At 31.2% G+C, this 16,686-nt stretch carries 17 protein-coding genes and 1 other RNA gene; 5 read left to right on the forward strand and 13 right to left on the reverse strand.

Features of this window, described 5'->3' with window-relative positions; genetic code table 11:
- Window positions 1-72: 72 nt before the first annotated feature.
- On the forward strand, window positions 73-1,494 hold the full coding sequence (locus tag J1D01_RS11215; protein ID WP_421150872.1) for a TlpA family protein disulfide reductase: 1,422 nt from the start codon (window positions 73-75) through the stop codon (window positions 1,492-1,494).
- On the opposite strand, the gene J1D01_RS11220 is transcribed toward J1D01_RS11215, so the two are convergent.
- From J1D01_RS11220 to ffs, 3 genes are all read right to left on the reverse strand, one after another.
- Window positions 1,495-1,923 (reverse strand): hypothetical protein, encoded by a 429-nt coding sequence (locus J1D01_RS11220; protein WP_372938863.1) that lies wholly within the window; start codon window positions 1,921-1,923, stop codon window positions 1,495-1,497. It lies immediately after the preceding gene.
- 43 nt (window positions 1,924-1,966) lie between these two features.
- Entirely contained in the window at window positions 1,967-2,770 is an 804-nt protein-coding gene (locus tag J1D01_RS11225) for an SDR family oxidoreductase (RefSeq protein WP_421150873.1), read from the reverse strand.
- Window positions 2,771-2,847: 77 nt separating this feature from the next.
- Window positions 2,848-2,946: signal recognition particle sRNA small type (gene ffs / locus J1D01_RS11230), an RNA gene on the reverse strand.
- An 89-nt stretch (window positions 2,947-3,035) separates the two neighbouring features.
- Between ffs and J1D01_RS11235 the strand changes: the two genes are divergently transcribed.
- From J1D01_RS11235 to J1D01_RS11245, 3 genes are all read left to right on the forward strand, one after another.
- Window positions 3,036-4,067: a glutaminyl-peptide cyclotransferase gene (locus J1D01_RS11235; RefSeq protein WP_372938923.1), complete on the forward strand. Its 1,032-nt coding sequence runs from the start codon at window positions 3,036-3,038 to the stop codon at window positions 4,065-4,067.
- Window positions 4,068-4,109: 42 nt separating this feature from the next.
- Window positions 4,110-4,577: a DinB family protein gene (locus J1D01_RS11240; protein WP_421150874.1), complete on the forward strand. Its 468-nt coding sequence runs from the start codon at window positions 4,110-4,112 to the stop codon at window positions 4,575-4,577.
- A gap of 774 nt (window positions 4,578-5,351) precedes the next feature.
- Window positions 5,352-5,627 (forward strand): helix-turn-helix domain-containing protein, encoded by a 276-nt coding sequence (locus J1D01_RS11245; protein ID WP_421150875.1) that lies wholly within the window; start codon window positions 5,352-5,354, stop codon window positions 5,625-5,627.
- A 605-nt stretch (window positions 5,628-6,232) separates the two neighbouring features.
- Here J1D01_RS11245 and mnmE read toward each other — a convergent pair.
- The 6 genes from mnmE to J1D01_RS11275 all read right to left on the reverse strand — a co-directional run bounded on the left by mnmE (window position 6,233) and on the right by J1D01_RS11275 (window position 12,414).
- Window positions 6,233-7,621, reverse strand: a complete 1,389-nt coding sequence (gene mnmE / locus J1D01_RS11250) for a tRNA uridine-5-carboxymethylaminomethyl(34) synthesis GTPase MnmE (RefSeq protein WP_421150876.1) — start codon at window positions 7,619-7,621, stop codon at window positions 6,233-6,235.
- A 17-nt stretch (window positions 7,622-7,638) separates the two neighbouring features.
- Window positions 7,639-8,472, reverse strand: coding sequence for a S1 RNA-binding domain-containing protein (locus J1D01_RS11255; RefSeq protein ID WP_421150877.1), 834 nt, complete (start codon window positions 8,470-8,472; stop codon window positions 7,639-7,641).
- 103 nt (window positions 8,473-8,575) lie between these two features.
- Window positions 8,576-8,914: a DUF2853 family protein gene (locus J1D01_RS11260; protein WP_372937235.1), complete on the reverse strand. Its 339-nt coding sequence runs from the start codon at window positions 8,912-8,914 to the stop codon at window positions 8,576-8,578.
- A gap of 100 nt (window positions 8,915-9,014) precedes the next feature.
- A complete protein-coding gene (menD, locus tag J1D01_RS11265; RefSeq protein WP_372937234.1) occupies window positions 9,015-10,769 on the reverse strand; it encodes a 2-succinyl-5-enolpyruvyl-6-hydroxy-3-cyclohexene-1-carboxylate synthase in 1,755 nt (584 codons plus the stop codon).
- 98 nt (window positions 10,770-10,867) lie between these two features.
- Window positions 10,868-11,983, reverse strand: a complete 1,116-nt coding sequence (locus J1D01_RS11270) for a chorismate-binding protein (RefSeq protein ID WP_421150878.1) — start codon at window positions 11,981-11,983, stop codon at window positions 10,868-10,870.
- Between the two features lie 5 nt (window positions 11,984-11,988).
- A complete protein-coding gene (locus tag J1D01_RS11275) occupies window positions 11,989-12,414 on the reverse strand; it encodes a PaaI family thioesterase (RefSeq protein WP_372937232.1) in 426 nt (141 codons plus the stop codon).
- Window positions 12,415-12,504: 90 nt separating this feature from the next.
- On the opposite strand from J1D01_RS11275, the gene J1D01_RS11280 reads away from it, so the two are divergent.
- A complete protein-coding gene (locus J1D01_RS11280; protein ID WP_421150879.1) occupies window positions 12,505-13,071 on the forward strand; it encodes a GNAT family N-acetyltransferase in 567 nt (188 codons plus the stop codon).
- 78 nt (window positions 13,072-13,149) lie between these two features.
- Here J1D01_RS11280 and J1D01_RS11285 read toward each other — a convergent pair whose 3' ends face one another.
- From J1D01_RS11285 to J1D01_RS11300, 4 genes are all read right to left on the reverse strand, one after another.
- Entirely contained in the window at window positions 13,150-14,070 is a 921-nt protein-coding gene (locus J1D01_RS11285; RefSeq protein WP_421150880.1) for a YeiH family protein, read from the reverse strand.
- 76 nt (window positions 14,071-14,146) lie between these two features.
- Complete coding sequence (locus J1D01_RS11290; RefSeq protein ID WP_421150881.1) at window positions 14,147-15,031, reverse strand: LysR substrate-binding domain-containing protein; 885 nt, start codon at window positions 15,029-15,031, stop codon at window positions 14,147-14,149.
- Window positions 15,032-15,133: 102 nt separating this feature from the next.
- Window positions 15,134-15,643, reverse strand: coding sequence for a DUF3124 domain-containing protein (locus J1D01_RS11295; protein ID WP_372937228.1), 510 nt, complete (start codon window positions 15,641-15,643; stop codon window positions 15,134-15,136).
- A gap of 16 nt (window positions 15,644-15,659) precedes the next feature.
- Complete coding sequence (locus tag J1D01_RS11300) at window positions 15,660-16,565, reverse strand: hypothetical protein (RefSeq protein WP_372937227.1); 906 nt, start codon at window positions 16,563-16,565, stop codon at window positions 15,660-15,662.
- Window positions 16,566-16,686: the final 121 nt, after the last annotated feature.

Consider the following 16,686-nt stretch of genomic DNA (forward strand, 5'->3'; position numbering starts at 1 on the left):
ACAACGCATTAACAACAATTTTTAAATACAAGGCATATTTTTGTAAAACTAATGGTAACCCTAAAGGGATTCATGAAATTATATTTTCCAGCAATATTAATCTTGTTTGTTATTTTTAGCTGCAATGATGATAGAGCTAATTCAAAAATGGATTACGCCTATTTTGGAGGCGAAATAATTAATCCAAACTCTAAGTTTGTTATTCTTGAAAAAAACGAAGAAACTGCCGATACCATTAGGCTTGATGGTAGAAACCGCTTTATTTATAAAATAGAAAATTTACAAAAAGGATTATATACGTTTAGGCATGGTGGTGAATACCAGCTTATTTTGTTAGAACCAGAAGATAGTGTGCTTTTTAGATTAAACACTTTAGAATTTGATGAATCTTTAGTGTATACTGGTAAAGGCGCAAAAAAGAATAACTACATTATTAATGAGTTTTTAGAAAATGAAAAGAATGAAAAGTACATTCTTAAACTATGCCAACTAAAACCTAAAGCATATCAAAAACATATAGACTCTTTAAGAGCTAAAAAATTACAAAAGCTTGAGCGTTTTAATAAAAAATATGGAGGATCTGACTTATTTAATAAAATAGCTAAAGCTAATATTAATTACAGTTACTATTCTAGCAAAGAGGTATATCCGTTTGTTCATTATGGTAGAAATAAAGGTAAATTTTTAAAATCGTTACCAAAAGATTTTTATAGCTACAGAAAGCATATTAATTACAATGATACCTTTTTTAAAAATTACCCCATATATCAAACATTTTTAAGGCATAATATTAATACTATTTCTCTTGAAACTCATTCTAATCATTCTAACGAAAAAGGGTTTAATTGGGGAGGGTTATGTTATAACTTAGATAGATTACACCTTGTTGATAGTTTAATTAAAAATGATGATATAAAAAACCAATTGTTGCATCATTATGCTTTAAAATATATTTCTTTAAGCAATAATAAAGAAAATAATAGCATTATTTTAAAATCATACGTTAATAGATCTACAGACAAAAAAGCAAAAACAACCTTAACTAATTATGCCAACTCATTAAAAAAATTAGAAATTGGGTCTACATTACCTAGTTTTAAGGTTTTAGATTATAACAATAAAGAGTTTGAAATAAATTCTTTAGTAGAATCTCCTACAGTAGTGAGCTTCTGGTCTCATATCTACTATGATCACTTTAAGAAAAGCCAGCGCAAAATAAAAGAACTTAAAAAGAAATATCCTGAGGTTAAATTTATTACTATAAATATTGACAATATTGATGCTGAAAAACCAAAACAAACTTTAAAAGAATGCAGGTTTAAATATAACGACCAATATTTATTTAAAACCCCTAAGGAAACAACAGAAATGTTAGCTGTTTACCCAATGACAAAAACTATTCTTTTAGATGAAAACAAAAAAATAGTTAGCCCTAACTCAAATATGTTTACTAGAAATTTTGAGCAACAATTATTAGGTTTAATAAACCGATAATTATATTACAACCAAAGTATAAACCCTAGAAGTGTTATTAGAGCACAATGGGTCGTGGCATTTTTCTCTTTCTTCAAATTCATCGTAATAGCACTCATTAACAGCTTCTACATATAAAGATACTCTTATAGTAAAGCTGCCAGATTCTTTAGGTTTGCCTTCTAAAATTACTTCTCTATAGTCATAAAAAATCTCAATACCTTCGGGTATATCACCCGAAACCGTAAAATAATAATCATAACCATTATCATGTGGTTCGTTTTTAACCTCTGCAGATATGGTTTCAAAATAATGTTGATCTACATGAGCATGCTCTAAAGATTTGTCTGCCAATTCTGGTCTAACATTAATTATACATTCTAATATATCTGCACAAGAGGTGAATAAAAATAAAGATAAAAGAAATGTTAAAGAAAGATTTTTATTCATTGTTTCAATTTAAAACAATGACATCAAATAACGTACCAATAAATTAAAGCTTGTAATGGTTTATTAAGAGTTTTTCATAAACCTTATCTGGTAAAATACGCTTAAGCACAATAGAAAACTTTTGCATAAACTCTCCTACTTTATAGTGAATTTTTGGCTCTTTGGTGTTAATAATTTTATAAACCGCCTGCGCCATTAAGTTAGGGTTGCTACCAGAATCTACATGTTGGTTCATTAAATCTAAAGTTTTTCCGTATGCTTTTTTATAAGGCGACTCTTTTAAAAGAGGTGCATGATACCTACCTGCAGCAATATTGGTTGCAAAATCTCCAGGAGCAACATTGGTCATTTTAATATTAAAGTCTTTAATTTCCATTCTAAAGGCTTCGGTAATTAATTCTAAAGCGCCTTTACTTGCACTATAAACACCCCGGTAAGGTAAGCCCATGTAACCAGCTATAGAAGTAACATTTATAATTAAGCCACTTTGCTGTTTACGCATTTGTGGTAAAACAGATTTAATAACATTTATAGGACCAAAAAAGTTGGTATCGAAATTATTCTTTATTTCAGATTCTGGTATTTCTTCTATAGGCCCGGTAATACCCGCACCAGCATTATTAATTAGCACATCTAGTTTACCTTCTTTTTCTATTACCGTTTCAACAGTTTTATGTATTGTGGTAATATTTTTAACATCTAATTCTAAAATAGGGAATTTACTGTTTTTATAGTTATTTGGGTTTCTACTAGTACCATAAACAACAAAACCTTTGTTAACTAAAAACTCGCCAATAGATTTACCAATTCCGGAAGAACCTCCTGTAATTAAAACAACTTTAGACATATCTATAAATTTCAAAAAAATAATGCACCAAATTACAACATAAAAAAGCAAAAAGAAATTTAATTTTAGCGCATAAAAAAAGGCAAGCTACCTACATCACACCGCTACAACCGTATACCTTTGCTGCGTTCCCGCCCTGGAGGATTCTACAGGAGCTGGTTGTGTAGGACTTGCCGGGTGCAAAGATACAATCTTTTAATTTTTTTACAATGTTTTTTCTTATATGATTTTAAATAAATATCTTGCTTCAAATTAAAATAAAACCATGTCTAAACTCAAGTATCTATTAATCATATTTTTAAGCGGTTTAATAATTTCTTGTGGTTCTAACTCAGGAAATAAAAAAAATGAATTTGCCCTACAAACCAATGCCGAAAAAGGTAATATTTCTATTGCTGAAACGCTAAAACTATCGTTAATAAATAAAAAAAATCATACGGTAGATTCTGTTATTCATACTTTAAATAAAAAAATAATTACAGATAATACACCATTAATAGACTTTAAATTAGGCAAACAAACAATAGAATCTAAAGTTTATTTTGAAAATAAGGTAGAGACTATTAATACGCCTATAACCTTACTTAATAATGTGGCTCCTAAAATTTTTAAGTATAAAATAATTAATGAATATCCTCATGATATTACTTCATACACACAAGGGTTAGAATTTCATAATGGGTATTTATATGAAAGCACAGGACAATATAAAGAGTCTAAACTCCGAAAAATTGACTATAAAACCGGAAAGGTTTTAAAAGAAATAGCCCTTGCCGATGACTATTTTGGCGAAGGATTAACTATATTAAACAACAAAGTATATCAATTAACATGGCGTAAAGGCACTGGGTTTGTTTATAATGTTGATACGCTTGAAAAACTAAGCAGCTTTAAATATGGAAACAGCAAAGAAGGATGGGGTTTATGTAACCATAACAACATTATTTACAAAAGTGATGGTACAGAAAAAATATGGACGCTTAATCCAGAAACATTAGCTGAAGAAGACTATATACAAGTATTTACCAATAAAGGCAAAATAATAGAAATTAATGAAATGGAATGGGTTGATGGCAAAATATTTGCCAACCGTTACCAAAAAGATGGGGTTGCTATTATAAACCCTAAAAATGGAGGTGTTATTGGAGTTATAGATTTTTCGCCACTTAAAAAAATGGTAACGCAACATGAAAAACTTGATGTTTTAAACGGCATTGCCTACAACCCTGATACTAAAACCATTTTTGTAACTGGTAAACGTTGGGACAAATTATTTGAGGTTGAAATTATACAGTAGTTGGCTGTGTAATGTAAAACAACATTCCCAAAAACAAAGAAAATGACCCAATCTGAACTTATAATTTTAAATTTTAAAGAAATAAGGAGAAGAAGTATAAAACTTTGGAATGGACTACCTGAGAAATATTATAATTGGAAACCTGACGAAAAAGCTATGAGTGCGTCAGAAATGATAAGACACGTCTTAGAGGCTGATTATGGATGGAACCTTATTATTAATCAAGGAGATATGACAAATTATAAAACACCTTGGGAAAACCGACCATTCATTAACCTTACTGATGAACTTGAATTTGCCAAACCTTATAGAAAAACATTTATAGAAAGTGTACGGCAATTTTCGGATACAGAATTAAACGAAACCAAAATCATTCATCCGGGGAACGGAGAAAAGAAAATACTTGGAAAATATTTATTGCGGATTGGATATCACGAATCAGTTCACGCAGGACAATTTTTGTCGTATTTAAGAGCAATGAAAATTGATAGACCAAAAATATGGGATTGAAAATTCAAGATAAACTTAACAATAGACCTCTAAAAATTATTGGATATAAAACTCCTCTAGAAATTATAGATTCTGAACTAAAAAATATAGCTTGGTATCTATAAAAAAAGCAACGTTTGTTGCATTAGAACATTCAATGCAATGCAGCTCATTCCGAACACACTAAAACAACCTCTTCCCCATCATTGCGAACCTTTCGACGAGGCTCAAGACAAGCTGAAGTGAAGCAATCTCTAAGTTGTTTAGGCTATACATTAATGAGACTGCTTCGTCGTTACCTCCTCGCAGTGACGGATGGCGTCATTGCGAAGCCGGTAGGCTGAAGCAATCTCTCGGCTAATCAATAGAAAGATTACTTCGTCACTCCGTTCCTCGTAATGACGCAGGGAATAAACGTCATTGAGAAGCCAATAGGCTGAAGCAATCCCATCACGTCATTGCGAACGCAGTGAAGCAATCTCTCGGTAACTAATAAAGAGATTACTTCGTCGTACCTCCTCGTAATGACGCAGGGAATAAACGTCATTGAGAAGCCGATAGGCTGTGGCAATCTCTAAATCATTAGGCTATACGTTAATGAGACTGCTTCGTCGCTATGCTCCTTATAATGTTGAATGGGTTAAATTCTCGTCATAGCACAAAGGTTAAACATCAAAACAGAAAAGTTTAACCAAAGCACCCTCCTACCCAGATAGCTAATTATCAACAAATTCTATTACATTTTCACACCTAAAGACTTGAAAATATCCCTACAAGAATGTAATTTTAAACTTTATGAAACATGAACACTTCAAAAAAAATGAACCCAAACCATTTTTTAATGAATCTAAAACCACACTTATTGATGGTAACATTGCTAAAAATGAAGAATGGCTAACTACAGAAGATGTTATGAAACACCTTAAGTTAAGCAAGAGTAGTGTGTACCGCTTAAAGGTAAAAAAGCTCATTCCTGCCTATAAATTGGGCGGCACTATTGTTTATCCTAAGAGCTTAATTAACAAAATGCTACTTAACAAGGCTTTAATAAACCTTAATTCTAACGGTTAGCCCTTATAATTCTCCCTAAAACTAGTATTATACATAAAAAATGCCAATCATTATACCATGGTTTTTGGGGTTAATAATGCCCCCAAGATATAACGCCTTAAAAGTATTATCCAAATTATGACACGTATTGACTGCTTTTGACACCTATTGACTACTATTGACATGTTTTGACATCTATTGACATCAATTGACATCAATTGACACCTATTGACCACTATTGACATCTATTGACTACTATTGACCTATTTTTAGCAAATTTTAGGGGTTTTGTTCGAGTTTTGTTCGAGGATTGTTCGTCTCAGCTAAGGGTTTATTTTTCTAAAATGGATTTTTGTGGGAGAAAGGTGGGAGAAAACTACTCCCTAGTTATTGCGAATCTTTCGTCTATCGCTCAAGACAAGCTGTAGTGAAGCAATCTCTAAATCATTTAGGCTATGTATTAATGAGACTGCTTCGTCGTTACCTCCTCGCAGTGACGGATGGCGTCATTGCGAAGCCGGTAGGCTGAAGCAATGTCTCGGCTAATCAATAGAAAGATTACTTCGTCACTCCGTTCCTCGTAATGACGGGAAGGGGAGCCTCCTTGTAATGATAGAAAGAGTAGATTACTTCCCGATACAGAAATTAGCAAATATATTTCCTAGTAAATCATCAGAAGTTATTTCACCAGTAATCTCACCAAAATGGTAAAGTGCTTGACGAATATCTATAGCCAACAAATCGCCCGAAAGACCGGTTTCTAAGCCTTCTTTTACTTTAGAAACTTCTTCTAAAGCTTTTAGCAAAGAATCATAATGCCTGGTGTTTGTTACTATGGTTTCATTGTTTCTTAGAGCGCCTTGGTTAATTAAATTTAACAGACTGTTGGTTAAACTCTCAACCCCTAATCCTGTTTTGGCCGATATTAAATGTATGCCTTCAATATTATTTTGAAGTTCTAATTTTTGAGATTCATTTAGCCTATCAATTTTGTTAGCAATAACAAGTAACGGCTTTTGAGGGTGTTTATTTTTAATTTTTTCAATCTCTAATTTTACTTGATTTAAGTTTGAAATACTATTGTAACTATCAAATAAATATACGGTAACTTGAGATTGTTCTATTTTTTCAAATGTTTTTTTAATGCCTATGCTTTCAACCTCATCTTGGGTTTCTCTTATACCTGCAGTATCTATAAACCTAAACCCTATGCCTCCTATTGAAATTTCATCTTCAATGGTATCTCGGGTTGTTCCTGCAATATCAGACACTATAGCTCTATCTTCGTTTAACAAAGCATTTAAAAGTGTTGATTTACCTACGTTAGGCTCTCCTACAATAGCTACAGGAATGCCGTTTTTAATCACATTACCAACAGCAAAGGAATCTATTAATCGTTTTAAAACCAGGGTGATTCTATCAATCAACTCTTTAAATTGGGTTCTATTGGCAAACTCAACATCCTCTTCGGCAAAGTCGAGTTCCAATTCTATTAACGAAGCAAAGTTTAAGAGTTCTTCACGAAGTTTGGCAATTTCAGAAGAAAAGCCCCCACGCATTTGCTGCATAGCAATTTGATGAGAAGCTTCATTATCACTAGCAATTAAATCGGCTACGGCTTCGGCTTGACTTAAATCTAACTTCCCATTTAAAAAGGCTCGTAAGGTAAACTCGCCGGCAGTTGCCATTCGGCATCCTTTTCTAAGGAATAACTGAATAATTTCTTGCTGAATATAGTTAGAGCCATGGCAAGAGATTTCAACTACATTTTCGCCTGTATATGAATTAGGGTTTTTAAAAACAGATACTAAAACCTCATCTATAGTTCTTTCTTCATCAATAATATGTCCTAAATGAATGGTATGCGTAGGTTGTTTAGATAATTGCTTACCTGATACGGATTTAAATTGTTTTTCTGCAATATTTATGGCTTCTTTACCAGACAAACGTATTACGGCAATAGCCCCCGCTCCTGAGGGTGTTGCTAAGGCCACTATGGTATCTTGATTAATCATAAAAAATTAGAGCGTAATTAATTAACTAAATAAATACCATCTGGTTTTATTTGAATGCGTTTTTGTTTGTATAATGTCCCCACAGCTTTTTTAAAGCTCTTTTTACTCATTTGAAGGGTGTCTTTAATAAGTTCTGGGTCTGACTTATCTGTAAGACTTAAAAAGCCACCATCATCTTGTAATGCTTCTAAAATACGTTTAGCATTGGGTTCTATATTTCTATACCCTATTTGCCCTAAGGCAATGTCTAATTTATTTCCAGGACGTATTTTTTTTACTATGCCTTTTAGTTTATCGCCTACACTAATATCTGTAAATATATTATCCTTATAAATAAGCCCTGTGTGGGTTTTATTTACAATAACATTCCACCCAATATCTGAAGGGTGAGAAACTATTAAATCTACCTCATCAAACTGATTAACAGTGAGTTCTTTATTACTTAAAAAACGGTTTGTTTTACTAGAGGCTACTAATCTTTCGGTTTTTTCATCTAAATAGCAGTGTACTAAATACCAACCACCGGGTTTCATTTTAAAAGCCTGTTCTTTAAACGGGCAAAACAATTCTTTTACTAAACCCCAATCTAGAAAAGCCCCGTAATCTGTAACCTGACTACAACGCAACAATGCAAAATCACCTAATTTAATATAAGGCTCATCGGTAGTGGCTACTAAGCGTTCTTCGTTATCTAAATAAATAAATACATCTATTTTATCCCAAATTTTAAATGTAGCTGGTACATACCTATTAGGAAGCAGCACTTCGTTGTTTTCTTCGTCTACTAAATATATACCGTGATCGGTTTCACGAAGTATTTCTAATGTATTTATTTGCCCTAATTCTATCATGCTGCAAAGGTAATTAATATTAAATTCAGTATTGATAAATTATGCATAAAGAAAAAGCGCTACAATTATTGCAACGCTTTGAATATATATTGAATGGTAGATTTTAGTAGATAGATTCTTTACCAAAGTGTTTTGTTAGTAAATAATAAACTACGGCGCGGTATTTATTTCTATTAGATTTGCCATATTGCTCCATAACAGCAGCAATAGCTCCGTCTAAATCATCACTAGTACTTAATCCTAATTTTTTTATTAAGAAATTGTTTTTTACTGTTTCTAACTCTGACTCATCAGATCCAGATACTGTAGAAGCATCTGCATTATATATTGATGGTCCGCAACCAATAGTTACTTTGGTTAATAAATCCATGTCTGGTGTTATACCACACTTTTCTTTTAAATCTGCAGCGTATTTTGCAATAAGTTCATCGCGTTTACTCATGATAAAAATTGTTAAATTGTTTGTTTGTAAATTAGTTAAATTGATAACTGTTTTAAAGATACTGAATTTTAGACACAGCTTTATTTAGAAAGTCACTTTTTTATTGAATAAACTTAAAATAATTTAAAAGTATTTGGTCATTTAAATTTTTTGGTGTAAAAATTTCTAATAATTTAGGTTGGTTTCCTTTGTTATAAAAAGCATTTAAGTTTTTTGATAATTCATCTTCTGTAGAAGCTGCAATATATTCAAAACCATACATGTTGCATAAATGTTCTGCTGTTAAATTATGATTGGTTTCAAAGTAGGTATTAAAATTCTCAGTGTTTTTGTGTCCTGGTAAAATTCTAAAAATACCTCCGCCCTGATTATTTATAACAATTATTCTAAAATTATTAGGAATGTAATTATTCCAAAGCGCATTGCTATCATATAAAAAGCTTAAATCTCCAGAAATTAAGGTTGTTTGTTTATTTGTAGCAACGGCACAACCAATGGCTGTAGATGTACTACCATCTATACCACTAGTGCCTCTGTTACAATACACCTCAAGGGTTTTATTAATGTTGAATAGTTGCACATAACGTATTGTAGAGCTATTACTAAGTTGTAGAATAGTATTATCTGGAATTGATTTTAAAATACTCTCAAAGGCTTTAAAGTCTGAAAACGCTATAGTTTCAAGGTACTCTAAATGTTTTGCATCTCTATGTTTTTTTACAGATTCCCAAAAAGGCTTGTACTTACTAGAAACACATTTTGTTTGTGATAATAGTTTAGATAAAAAATAATTAGGATGGGTTTCTATAACCCTATTTAAGCTAAAAAATGTGTTATTAGCTGTTTTGGTACCTATATGCCAATGCTGTTTTGGTTTATAAGTTCTTAAAAATGCTTTTATTTTTTTAGAAACTATTAGTCCCCCAAAGGTTAATAGAATATCTGGTTGTAGTTCTTTAAATTCGCTTTCATGCAGAGGAGCAATAATTTTGTCAATACTCGGGAAAAACGCCTCATGATGAATGTTAGATGTTGTTTCTGTAAATACCACTACAGCATCATCTTTAGCCAAAACCTCTAACCATTGTTGTTCTATTTGGTTGGGTTGCTTAACACCTACCAGTATCATTTTACGTTTGGCTTTATTCCAATCGTTTATACAGTTATTTAAAACAGCATCATCTATTTGGCTATGTTTTTCTTTAACTGAAATGACCTTTGGATTAACCGATAATTCTTCAACCATGTTATACAAAGGCTCATTAAAAGGCACATTAATATGTACAGGACCACTTTTTTGTTTAGCTACATTAATGGCTTTATTAATTTCGGTTTCATTAAACTCTTGAATAGATTGTTTTAAGCCCAATAGCGTTTCTACCTTATTTTCTAAATTTTTAAAAATAGGCAACGCCTCTGCTGCTTCATTTTCATCATCTTTTAAATCGAGTTTTAAATTTGCTGAATATAAAATATGGTTGTCATAAATATTGGCTTGGTTTATGGTTTGTCCGTCTCCCACTCCAATTAAATGCTTGGGTCTATCGGCAGAAATCACAACTAATGGAATATGACTGTAAAAAGCCTCGGCTACTGCCGGATAATAATTTAAAAGCGCACTACCCGATGTGCAAACTACCGCTGTAGGTTCTTGTAATTGTTGTGCTATACCTAAAGCAAAAAACGCGGCACTACGCTCATCTACAACACTATAACATTTAAAATAAGGGTTGTTTGAAAATCCAATAGTTAAAGGAGCATTTCTACTACCAGGAGATATAATTATGTGCTTAATACCTTTTGCTTTACAAAGTTGAATAACGGTTTGTGCTAAGGGAATTTCTGGATAAATCATATACTGTAAAATGTAACCGCTAAAGTAAGAAATACAAGGCTAAAGTTCTTTAATCATTAAGATAAAATAGGCATACTAAAACTGATAATGACTGCTAATTACAATACACTTTTAATTACCAACGACTTAGAAACAGTTTCTTCCCACTCTTTCTCTGCGTTAGAACTTATAGTTACTCCACCCCCAACGTAAACCATAGCTTGTAATGCTTTTAATTGCATACAACGTAAATTAACATATAATTGCGTGCTTTTTTTCTTAAAGGTATAGGCTCTGTTTTCTATATTTCTGCTACCTGCACGTGGCGAAGTAATATGCTCTAAATTAAGTTCTCCTAGAAAGCCTGTATAAAATTCACGGTTATAGTTTTCATTGTTTAAAATGAAGGTTTTAGCCGCTTGTTTTGGCAAGCCACAAACAGCAGGTGTTGGGTGAATAGCTAAAATAACATCTTTTAAGTTAGAATTAGACTTTAATTGTGCCGAAATCATGGTTTTTAAATGCAGTAAACTACCTGCTTTTACAGTTGTTGTATCTGATATTTTAATACTTTCTGCCGAAGGTTTTAAGCTATCTACAATAAAATCTGTTACAAACTTTTGTTCCTGAATTTCTTTGTCTTTCCAAACTACATCTAACGTATCTTTATAAACTTGCGTACCAGCCAACGCCATTATTGAAAATCTGTTACCTTCAATTTTAACAAGTGTTTCTGGAGTAGCCCCTAACCACAACCCTACTTTTGGATGATACCAACAATACACAAAAGCAGACGGGTACTTATTTAATAGTTTTTTAAAAATAGTAAAAGGATTTCCTTCAGAAAGATTTACCTTTTCTTTTCTAGATAATACGACCTTTTTAAACTGCTTGTTTTCAATAGCTTCTACCCCATTATTAACTAAATTGATGTGATAGTCTTTTGCTTGCTTATCAACTATATATTTACTTGTGTTGACTTCTACCTTCTTTAAATTAACAGTAGGCGTACTTATATACTCAGAATTTTCTAAAGGCATTAAAACCGTTTTTGCAGTATCATCAAACGGAGAAAACACAAACCCTTGTTCTGTAAATTCTGAAGTGTAAAACAATTTATCAGATTTTTGTAATAAGGCATAAACCTCTTGTTTATTGGGTTTTCTGTATATTACAAATGGTAGTTGTTGGTTGTATTGTGTTTCAATACATTTAAAAAAATCTTCCGAAGTCATGCGTATTATTTAGTTCTTGGAAGTGAAATGGTTGTTAATTTACAAAGTGAAACTAAATTATCATCATCATCAGTTACCTTTATTTCAAATAATTGTGTGGTACGCCCTTTATGAATAAACGTTGCTTTGGCGTACACATTCCCTTTTTTAACACTTTTTACATGATTAGCCGAAATTTCTATTCCGCGTACAAAGTGATTTTTAGTATCTAGTAATAACTCTGCAGCAAAACTACCTACCGTTTCTGCTAATGCCGCAGTAGCGCCACCATGAAGCACACCATCTGGTTGATAAACACGTTCATTTACTGGCATTTTACCTACTACAAAATTGTCTCCAAAATCAATTAATTCTATTTTTAAAGTTTCCATTAAAGTGTTTTTGGTAACAGCGTTAGCACGTTCTAATATGGCTTCTTTAGATAATTGCATAGAAATAATTACTTTTAAACTTTAGTGTGTAAAAGTACAAAATGCATATATAATTTTAATTTCAATTTAAAAGATTCTTAGTACTGAATTATGACCATACCTACTCTTGAAAATAACCGTGTAAAACTCACCTTATTAGGTATGAGCAATTACAAGCATTTAATTGATTTTGCTAAAGAACCAAATTTAGTGCAATACTCTCCTAGCAAAATTGATACACCAGAAGATTTAAAAGACTATGTGCAAACTGCTGTTGATAATTTTTATAACAAAACAGCTATACCGTTTATAATTTTTGATAAACAAGCTAATACCTATGCGGGATGTACGCGTTTTGGACATATTAATTGGCACAACAAAGTGCTACATATTGGTTGGACGTGGATTGGGCACCAATTTCAAGGTACCGGACTAAACAAACAGGTAAAATATTTAATGCTAAAATATGCTTTTGAAACCTTAAAATTTGATAAAGTAGAATTTAGGGCAGATGAACGCAATATACGCTCTAGAAAAGCTATTGAAAACATAGGTGGTACTCTTGAAGGTATTTTACGTAAAGATACGCTTATGCTGGATGGCTTTAAACGCAGTACCTACTGCTACGGTATTTTAAAAGAAGAATGGGGTGCTATTAAGAAACGTGTTTTTGAGTGAGTTTGAATATGTTTTTTCTTGTTTAAACACTTAATTTATGCATTAAACAAAAAAGTTAATTTTATAGTTTACATAGCTTTAGTTCAAAATATAAACTAATGAAAATATAGAAATAAATATCCAAAGTGCAAAGGCTAAAACCATAGGTTTCATTCCAGTAGATTTCAAGTCTTTTATAGAAATAGTTGACCCCACAAGAAATAATGTGATTATCAATAAACGCTTTGAGACTGTTACTATAAAATTAGTTGCCAGTACAGGTAAAATATGATAGCTATTAATAATAATAGCTGTAATAAATAAAACGATAAAATAGGGTATTTTTATTTGTTCTCCTTTTGTTTTAAATAAAAATATAGAAAAAAGAGATAAAGGAATAATCCACAAAGTCCTTGATAGTTTTACAGTAGTAGCAATTCTTAATGCTTCGTCTCCATAAACTAAAGCAGCACCAACTACAGAGCTAGTATCATGAATAGCAACAGCACACCATAAACCAAATTGCTCTTGTGTTAAATTTAAAAAATTACCAACAGCAGGAAAAACAAACAAAGCAATTGAGTTTAATAAAAATACAATTCCCAAAGCAATACTAATAGTTTTACCATTAGCTTTAATGACAGGCGAAATTGCCGCAATTGCGCTTCCTCCACAAATAGCAGTTCCAGATGTGATAAGGTGTCCTAATTTTAAATTCAACTTTAAAACTTTAGCTAGTAATAAACCTAAAACTACAGTCAGTAATATAGAATAAACAGTCAAACTAAAACCCTCTTTTCCTGTTCTTAAAGTCTCTTTGATAAACATTCCAAACCCCAAACCAATTACAGAAGTTTTTAATAAAAAATGGATTATTTTATGACTATATCTTTTAAACGGATTATTAAAAATAAGTGTAAAAATGAAACCTAATAATAATGCTGTAAGGCTATTAATAAACCCTAAAAGAGCTACTATTATTAGAAGAAAATAAATTGTTTTAGAGAGTGTTTCTTTCATATCAATAAGTATTATTTGATACAAAAGTAGAACTCAATAATAACTTTTAAGCAACTTATTTAGCTATCATAGATAACTAAAAGTTATAGTTGTTGCGGATGTATTTTTTGAAATATTCAAATGTATTAGATAGGTAACCTGTTCTATTAACAAAATAGAACCATCTTCCAATACTAAAATCTTTAATATCTATTATTTTGAGTTTGTTATTTATTAAATCATTAGAAATAGAATGAATTGAAAGAAATGCGAAATGATCTGAATTATATAAATAATTTTTAATAGCTTCTGTACTATTAAAGGACACTACATAATTGAGTGATTTAATGTTATGGCTAGTTAAAACGTTACTAATAATGGCTTTTGTTCCAGAACCTTTCTCGCGTCCTATCATAGGGATTGTTTGCAAGGTTGCTGTATTAATAATCCCTTTTTGAAAAATATGGTTGTTAGCATTAGTTGCAAGAACAATTTCATCTTTAATAAATTTCTCAAATTGTAATTTTGGGTTTTTACTAGTACCTTCTGTAATTCCAAAATTTATTTCTTCATTTAAAATTAGATTTTCAATATTTTCAGAATTATTACTGATAATATTAAATTTTGTTTGTGGAAATTGTGTTCTAAACTTAGCTACTACTTTTGGAATAATATAGTGAGTTAAAGTAGTGCTAACTCCAAAGTTTATAAAACTTGGTAAATCATCTTTTTTATGAAGAAACTTCTCCTCCATTTCGTCATAAATTGCTAATATTTTATTAGCATAAACAAGAAAAGACTTTCCTTCTGCTGTTAATTTTATAGAGTTTCTTTTTCTTATAAATAAAGTAGTTTTAAAATCACGCTCTAAATTTTTTATTGACTTAGATATAGCTGGTTGAGAAAGAAACAATTGTTCTGAAGCTTTTGTAAAACTTAAATGTTTAGCAACAATTTTAAATATTTGTAACTTGGTTCTCATGAGTGTGTGTCAAGATTTAAGGGTGTAAATCTTATTTATAAATAACCTTTATCTGTCAAAAATAAATCATTAAGTAGTACTTCTTATTGCTATAAGCAGCCTTTATTTCACCCTAACTCCTTGTGTTATAAAAGAAAGTCCTTGTTGCCCCATGGTAGAATTCATAATACCTTCAAATAATGGTTCTGGACAGTTTTTGGGTATTTTCCAATCAAACATAAAATTAGAACCAGTGCCTCCCGAAACATCAATTTCATGAATAATTATTTCGGCCGTTTCCATGGGTGCCAAATAAATAGGGTTTTCAAAATAGTTTCTTATTGATTTTCCGTGGGTATCAAAATATTCTGCTTTTAAAACGTAAATAGTATCTGTATCGCTAGTGTTTCTTAAACTGACCATGGCTGTTAAGTTATGGGTTTTAAGATCTGATTTACTATATATTTGAGAGTAAATTGATAGGTACGATTTACCAAACTCTAAAGAGTCTTTCTGACTTAAATTGGCAGCTCTTTTAGACCAATTTTCAGTGCTAATGGAGCCTGATTTCTTTGGCGAGTTACAACTTAGAACCAGTAATATTGCTATTAATGATATATAATTTAGCTTCATTTTGGTGTATTTTGTATTAATTACTCTTACCTATATTTAACTTGTATGCCATAACGGTATTATGAAAAAATGTAGGAACCAGTAAGGTTTGTGTTTCTGGAATATAATCTATATCTGCCGCATAAATAGATTGCTCTGAGGTATCTAAAAGTAAGGTTTTGCTCCAATCTTTTGCATTTATATAGAACAGTTGACCTTCCCACCCTGAAACAATAAAATCGCCATTTTCTAAACGCACAATACCATCTCCAGTGTTTATACCTTCCGTTAACTTATTAAATGAGTGGTCTTCATTACTTACTAAACCAAAAATAGATGCTTTAAAATCTGCATAATATATTCCTTCTTTTTGCCATAATAAACCGTTTAGCCTTTGCCCGTTAGGGTTTGATGCTTCAACAGATAAAGCTTCGTTTTCTAGCTTATGAATTTTATTTGAATTAGATCCCGAGAAATATACTACTCCTTGCGGACTTATGGTTAAATCATTCAATTGTGGGTTGTCTTCAACTGTATATTTATTTAGAATTTTACGATTTTCAATATCTATTTCTGCTAAATCATCAATATCATTTACATATAACTTACCGTTATAAACGCCCATTCCTTTTGGTGCGCTTAGTCCTTCAACCCATTTTAATTCTGTTATTTCTCCCTTTGTGTTTATAGTTGAAATAAAACCATTGCCATCTTTTTCCCATGGTCCATTATTGATATTTGCAACATAAATTGTTTTAGAACTTTTATCATATAACACAGACTCACAAGTTGTTAGTAAAGTGTCTGTTTCCCAAATTAATTCTAAACTAGGTTTAGTGATTTCTTCTGGTTCGCTAACTAATTTTTTAGTATCCTTTTTTTGGTTGCACGCAATAATTGAAAAGGCAACACAGGTTAGTAGAAATAAATGTTTTAAGCTCATTTTAATGGAATTTATACTTATATAATTTAGATGTTACTCCTTTGTTTTTCAGAAACAAAATATAAAAATACTAAGGTATTAAACCTTTTTAACCTAAGAAAATTGTAGTTTAACAATTTCA

Source organism: Seonamhaeicola sp. NFXS20, assembly GCF_049132085.1.
Lineage (GTDB): Bacteria > Bacteroidota > Bacteroidia > Flavobacteriales > Flavobacteriaceae > Seonamhaeicola.

Coding starts and splice junctions, on each gene's coding strand:
- J1D01_RS11295 (WP_372937228.1), bottom strand. CDS start 15,643: ATGAAGCTAAATTATATATCATTAATAGCAATATTACTGGTTCTAAGT.
- J1D01_RS11260 (WP_372937235.1), bottom strand. CDS start 8,914: ATGAGTAAACGCGATGAACTTATTGCAAAATACGCTGCAGATTTAAAA.
- J1D01_RS11225 (WP_421150873.1), bottom strand. CDS start 2,770: ATGTCTAAAGTTGTTTTAATTACAGGAGGTTCTTCCGGAATTGGTAAA.
- J1D01_RS11245 (WP_421150875.1), top strand. CDS start 5,352: ATGAAACATGAACACTTCAAAAAAAATGAACCCAAACCATTTTTTAAT.
- J1D01_RS11235 (WP_372938923.1), top strand. CDS start 3,036: ATGTCTAAACTCAAGTATCTATTAATCATATTTTTAAGCGGTTTAATA.
- J1D01_RS11215 (WP_421150872.1), top strand. CDS start 73: ATGAAATTATATTTTCCAGCAATATTAATCTTGTTTGTTATTTTTAGC.
- mnmE (WP_421150876.1), bottom strand. CDS start 7,621: ATGATTAATCAAGATACCATAGTGGCCTTAGCAACACCCTCAGGAGCG.
- J1D01_RS11255 (WP_421150877.1), bottom strand. CDS start 8,472: ATGATAGAATTAGGGCAAATAAATACATTAGAAATACTTCGTGAAACC.
- J1D01_RS11280 (WP_421150879.1), top strand. CDS start 12,505: ATGACCATACCTACTCTTGAAAATAACCGTGTAAAACTCACCTTATTA.
- J1D01_RS11270 (WP_421150878.1), bottom strand. CDS start 11,983: ATGACTTCGGAAGATTTTTTTAAATGTATTGAAACACAATACAACCAA.
- J1D01_RS11275 (WP_372937232.1), bottom strand. CDS start 12,414: ATGCAATTATCTAAAGAAGCCATATTAGAACGTGCTAACGCTGTTACC.
- menD (WP_372937234.1), bottom strand. CDS start 10,769: ATGATTTATCCAGAAATTCCCTTAGCACAAACCGTTATTCAACTTTGT.
- J1D01_RS11290 (WP_421150881.1), bottom strand. CDS start 15,031: ATGAGAACCAAGTTACAAATATTTAAAATTGTTGCTAAACATTTAAGT.
- J1D01_RS11285 (WP_421150880.1), bottom strand. CDS start 14,070: ATGAAAGAAACACTCTCTAAAACAATTTATTTTCTTCTAATAATAGTA.
- J1D01_RS11240 (WP_421150874.1), top strand. CDS start 4,110: ATGACCCAATCTGAACTTATAATTTTAAATTTTAAAGAAATAAGGAGA.
- J1D01_RS11300 (WP_372937227.1), bottom strand. CDS start 16,565: ATGAGCTTAAAACATTTATTTCTACTAACCTGTGTTGCCTTTTCAATT.
- J1D01_RS11220 (WP_372938863.1), bottom strand. CDS start 1,923: ATGAATAAAAATCTTTCTTTAACATTTCTTTTATCTTTATTTTTATTC.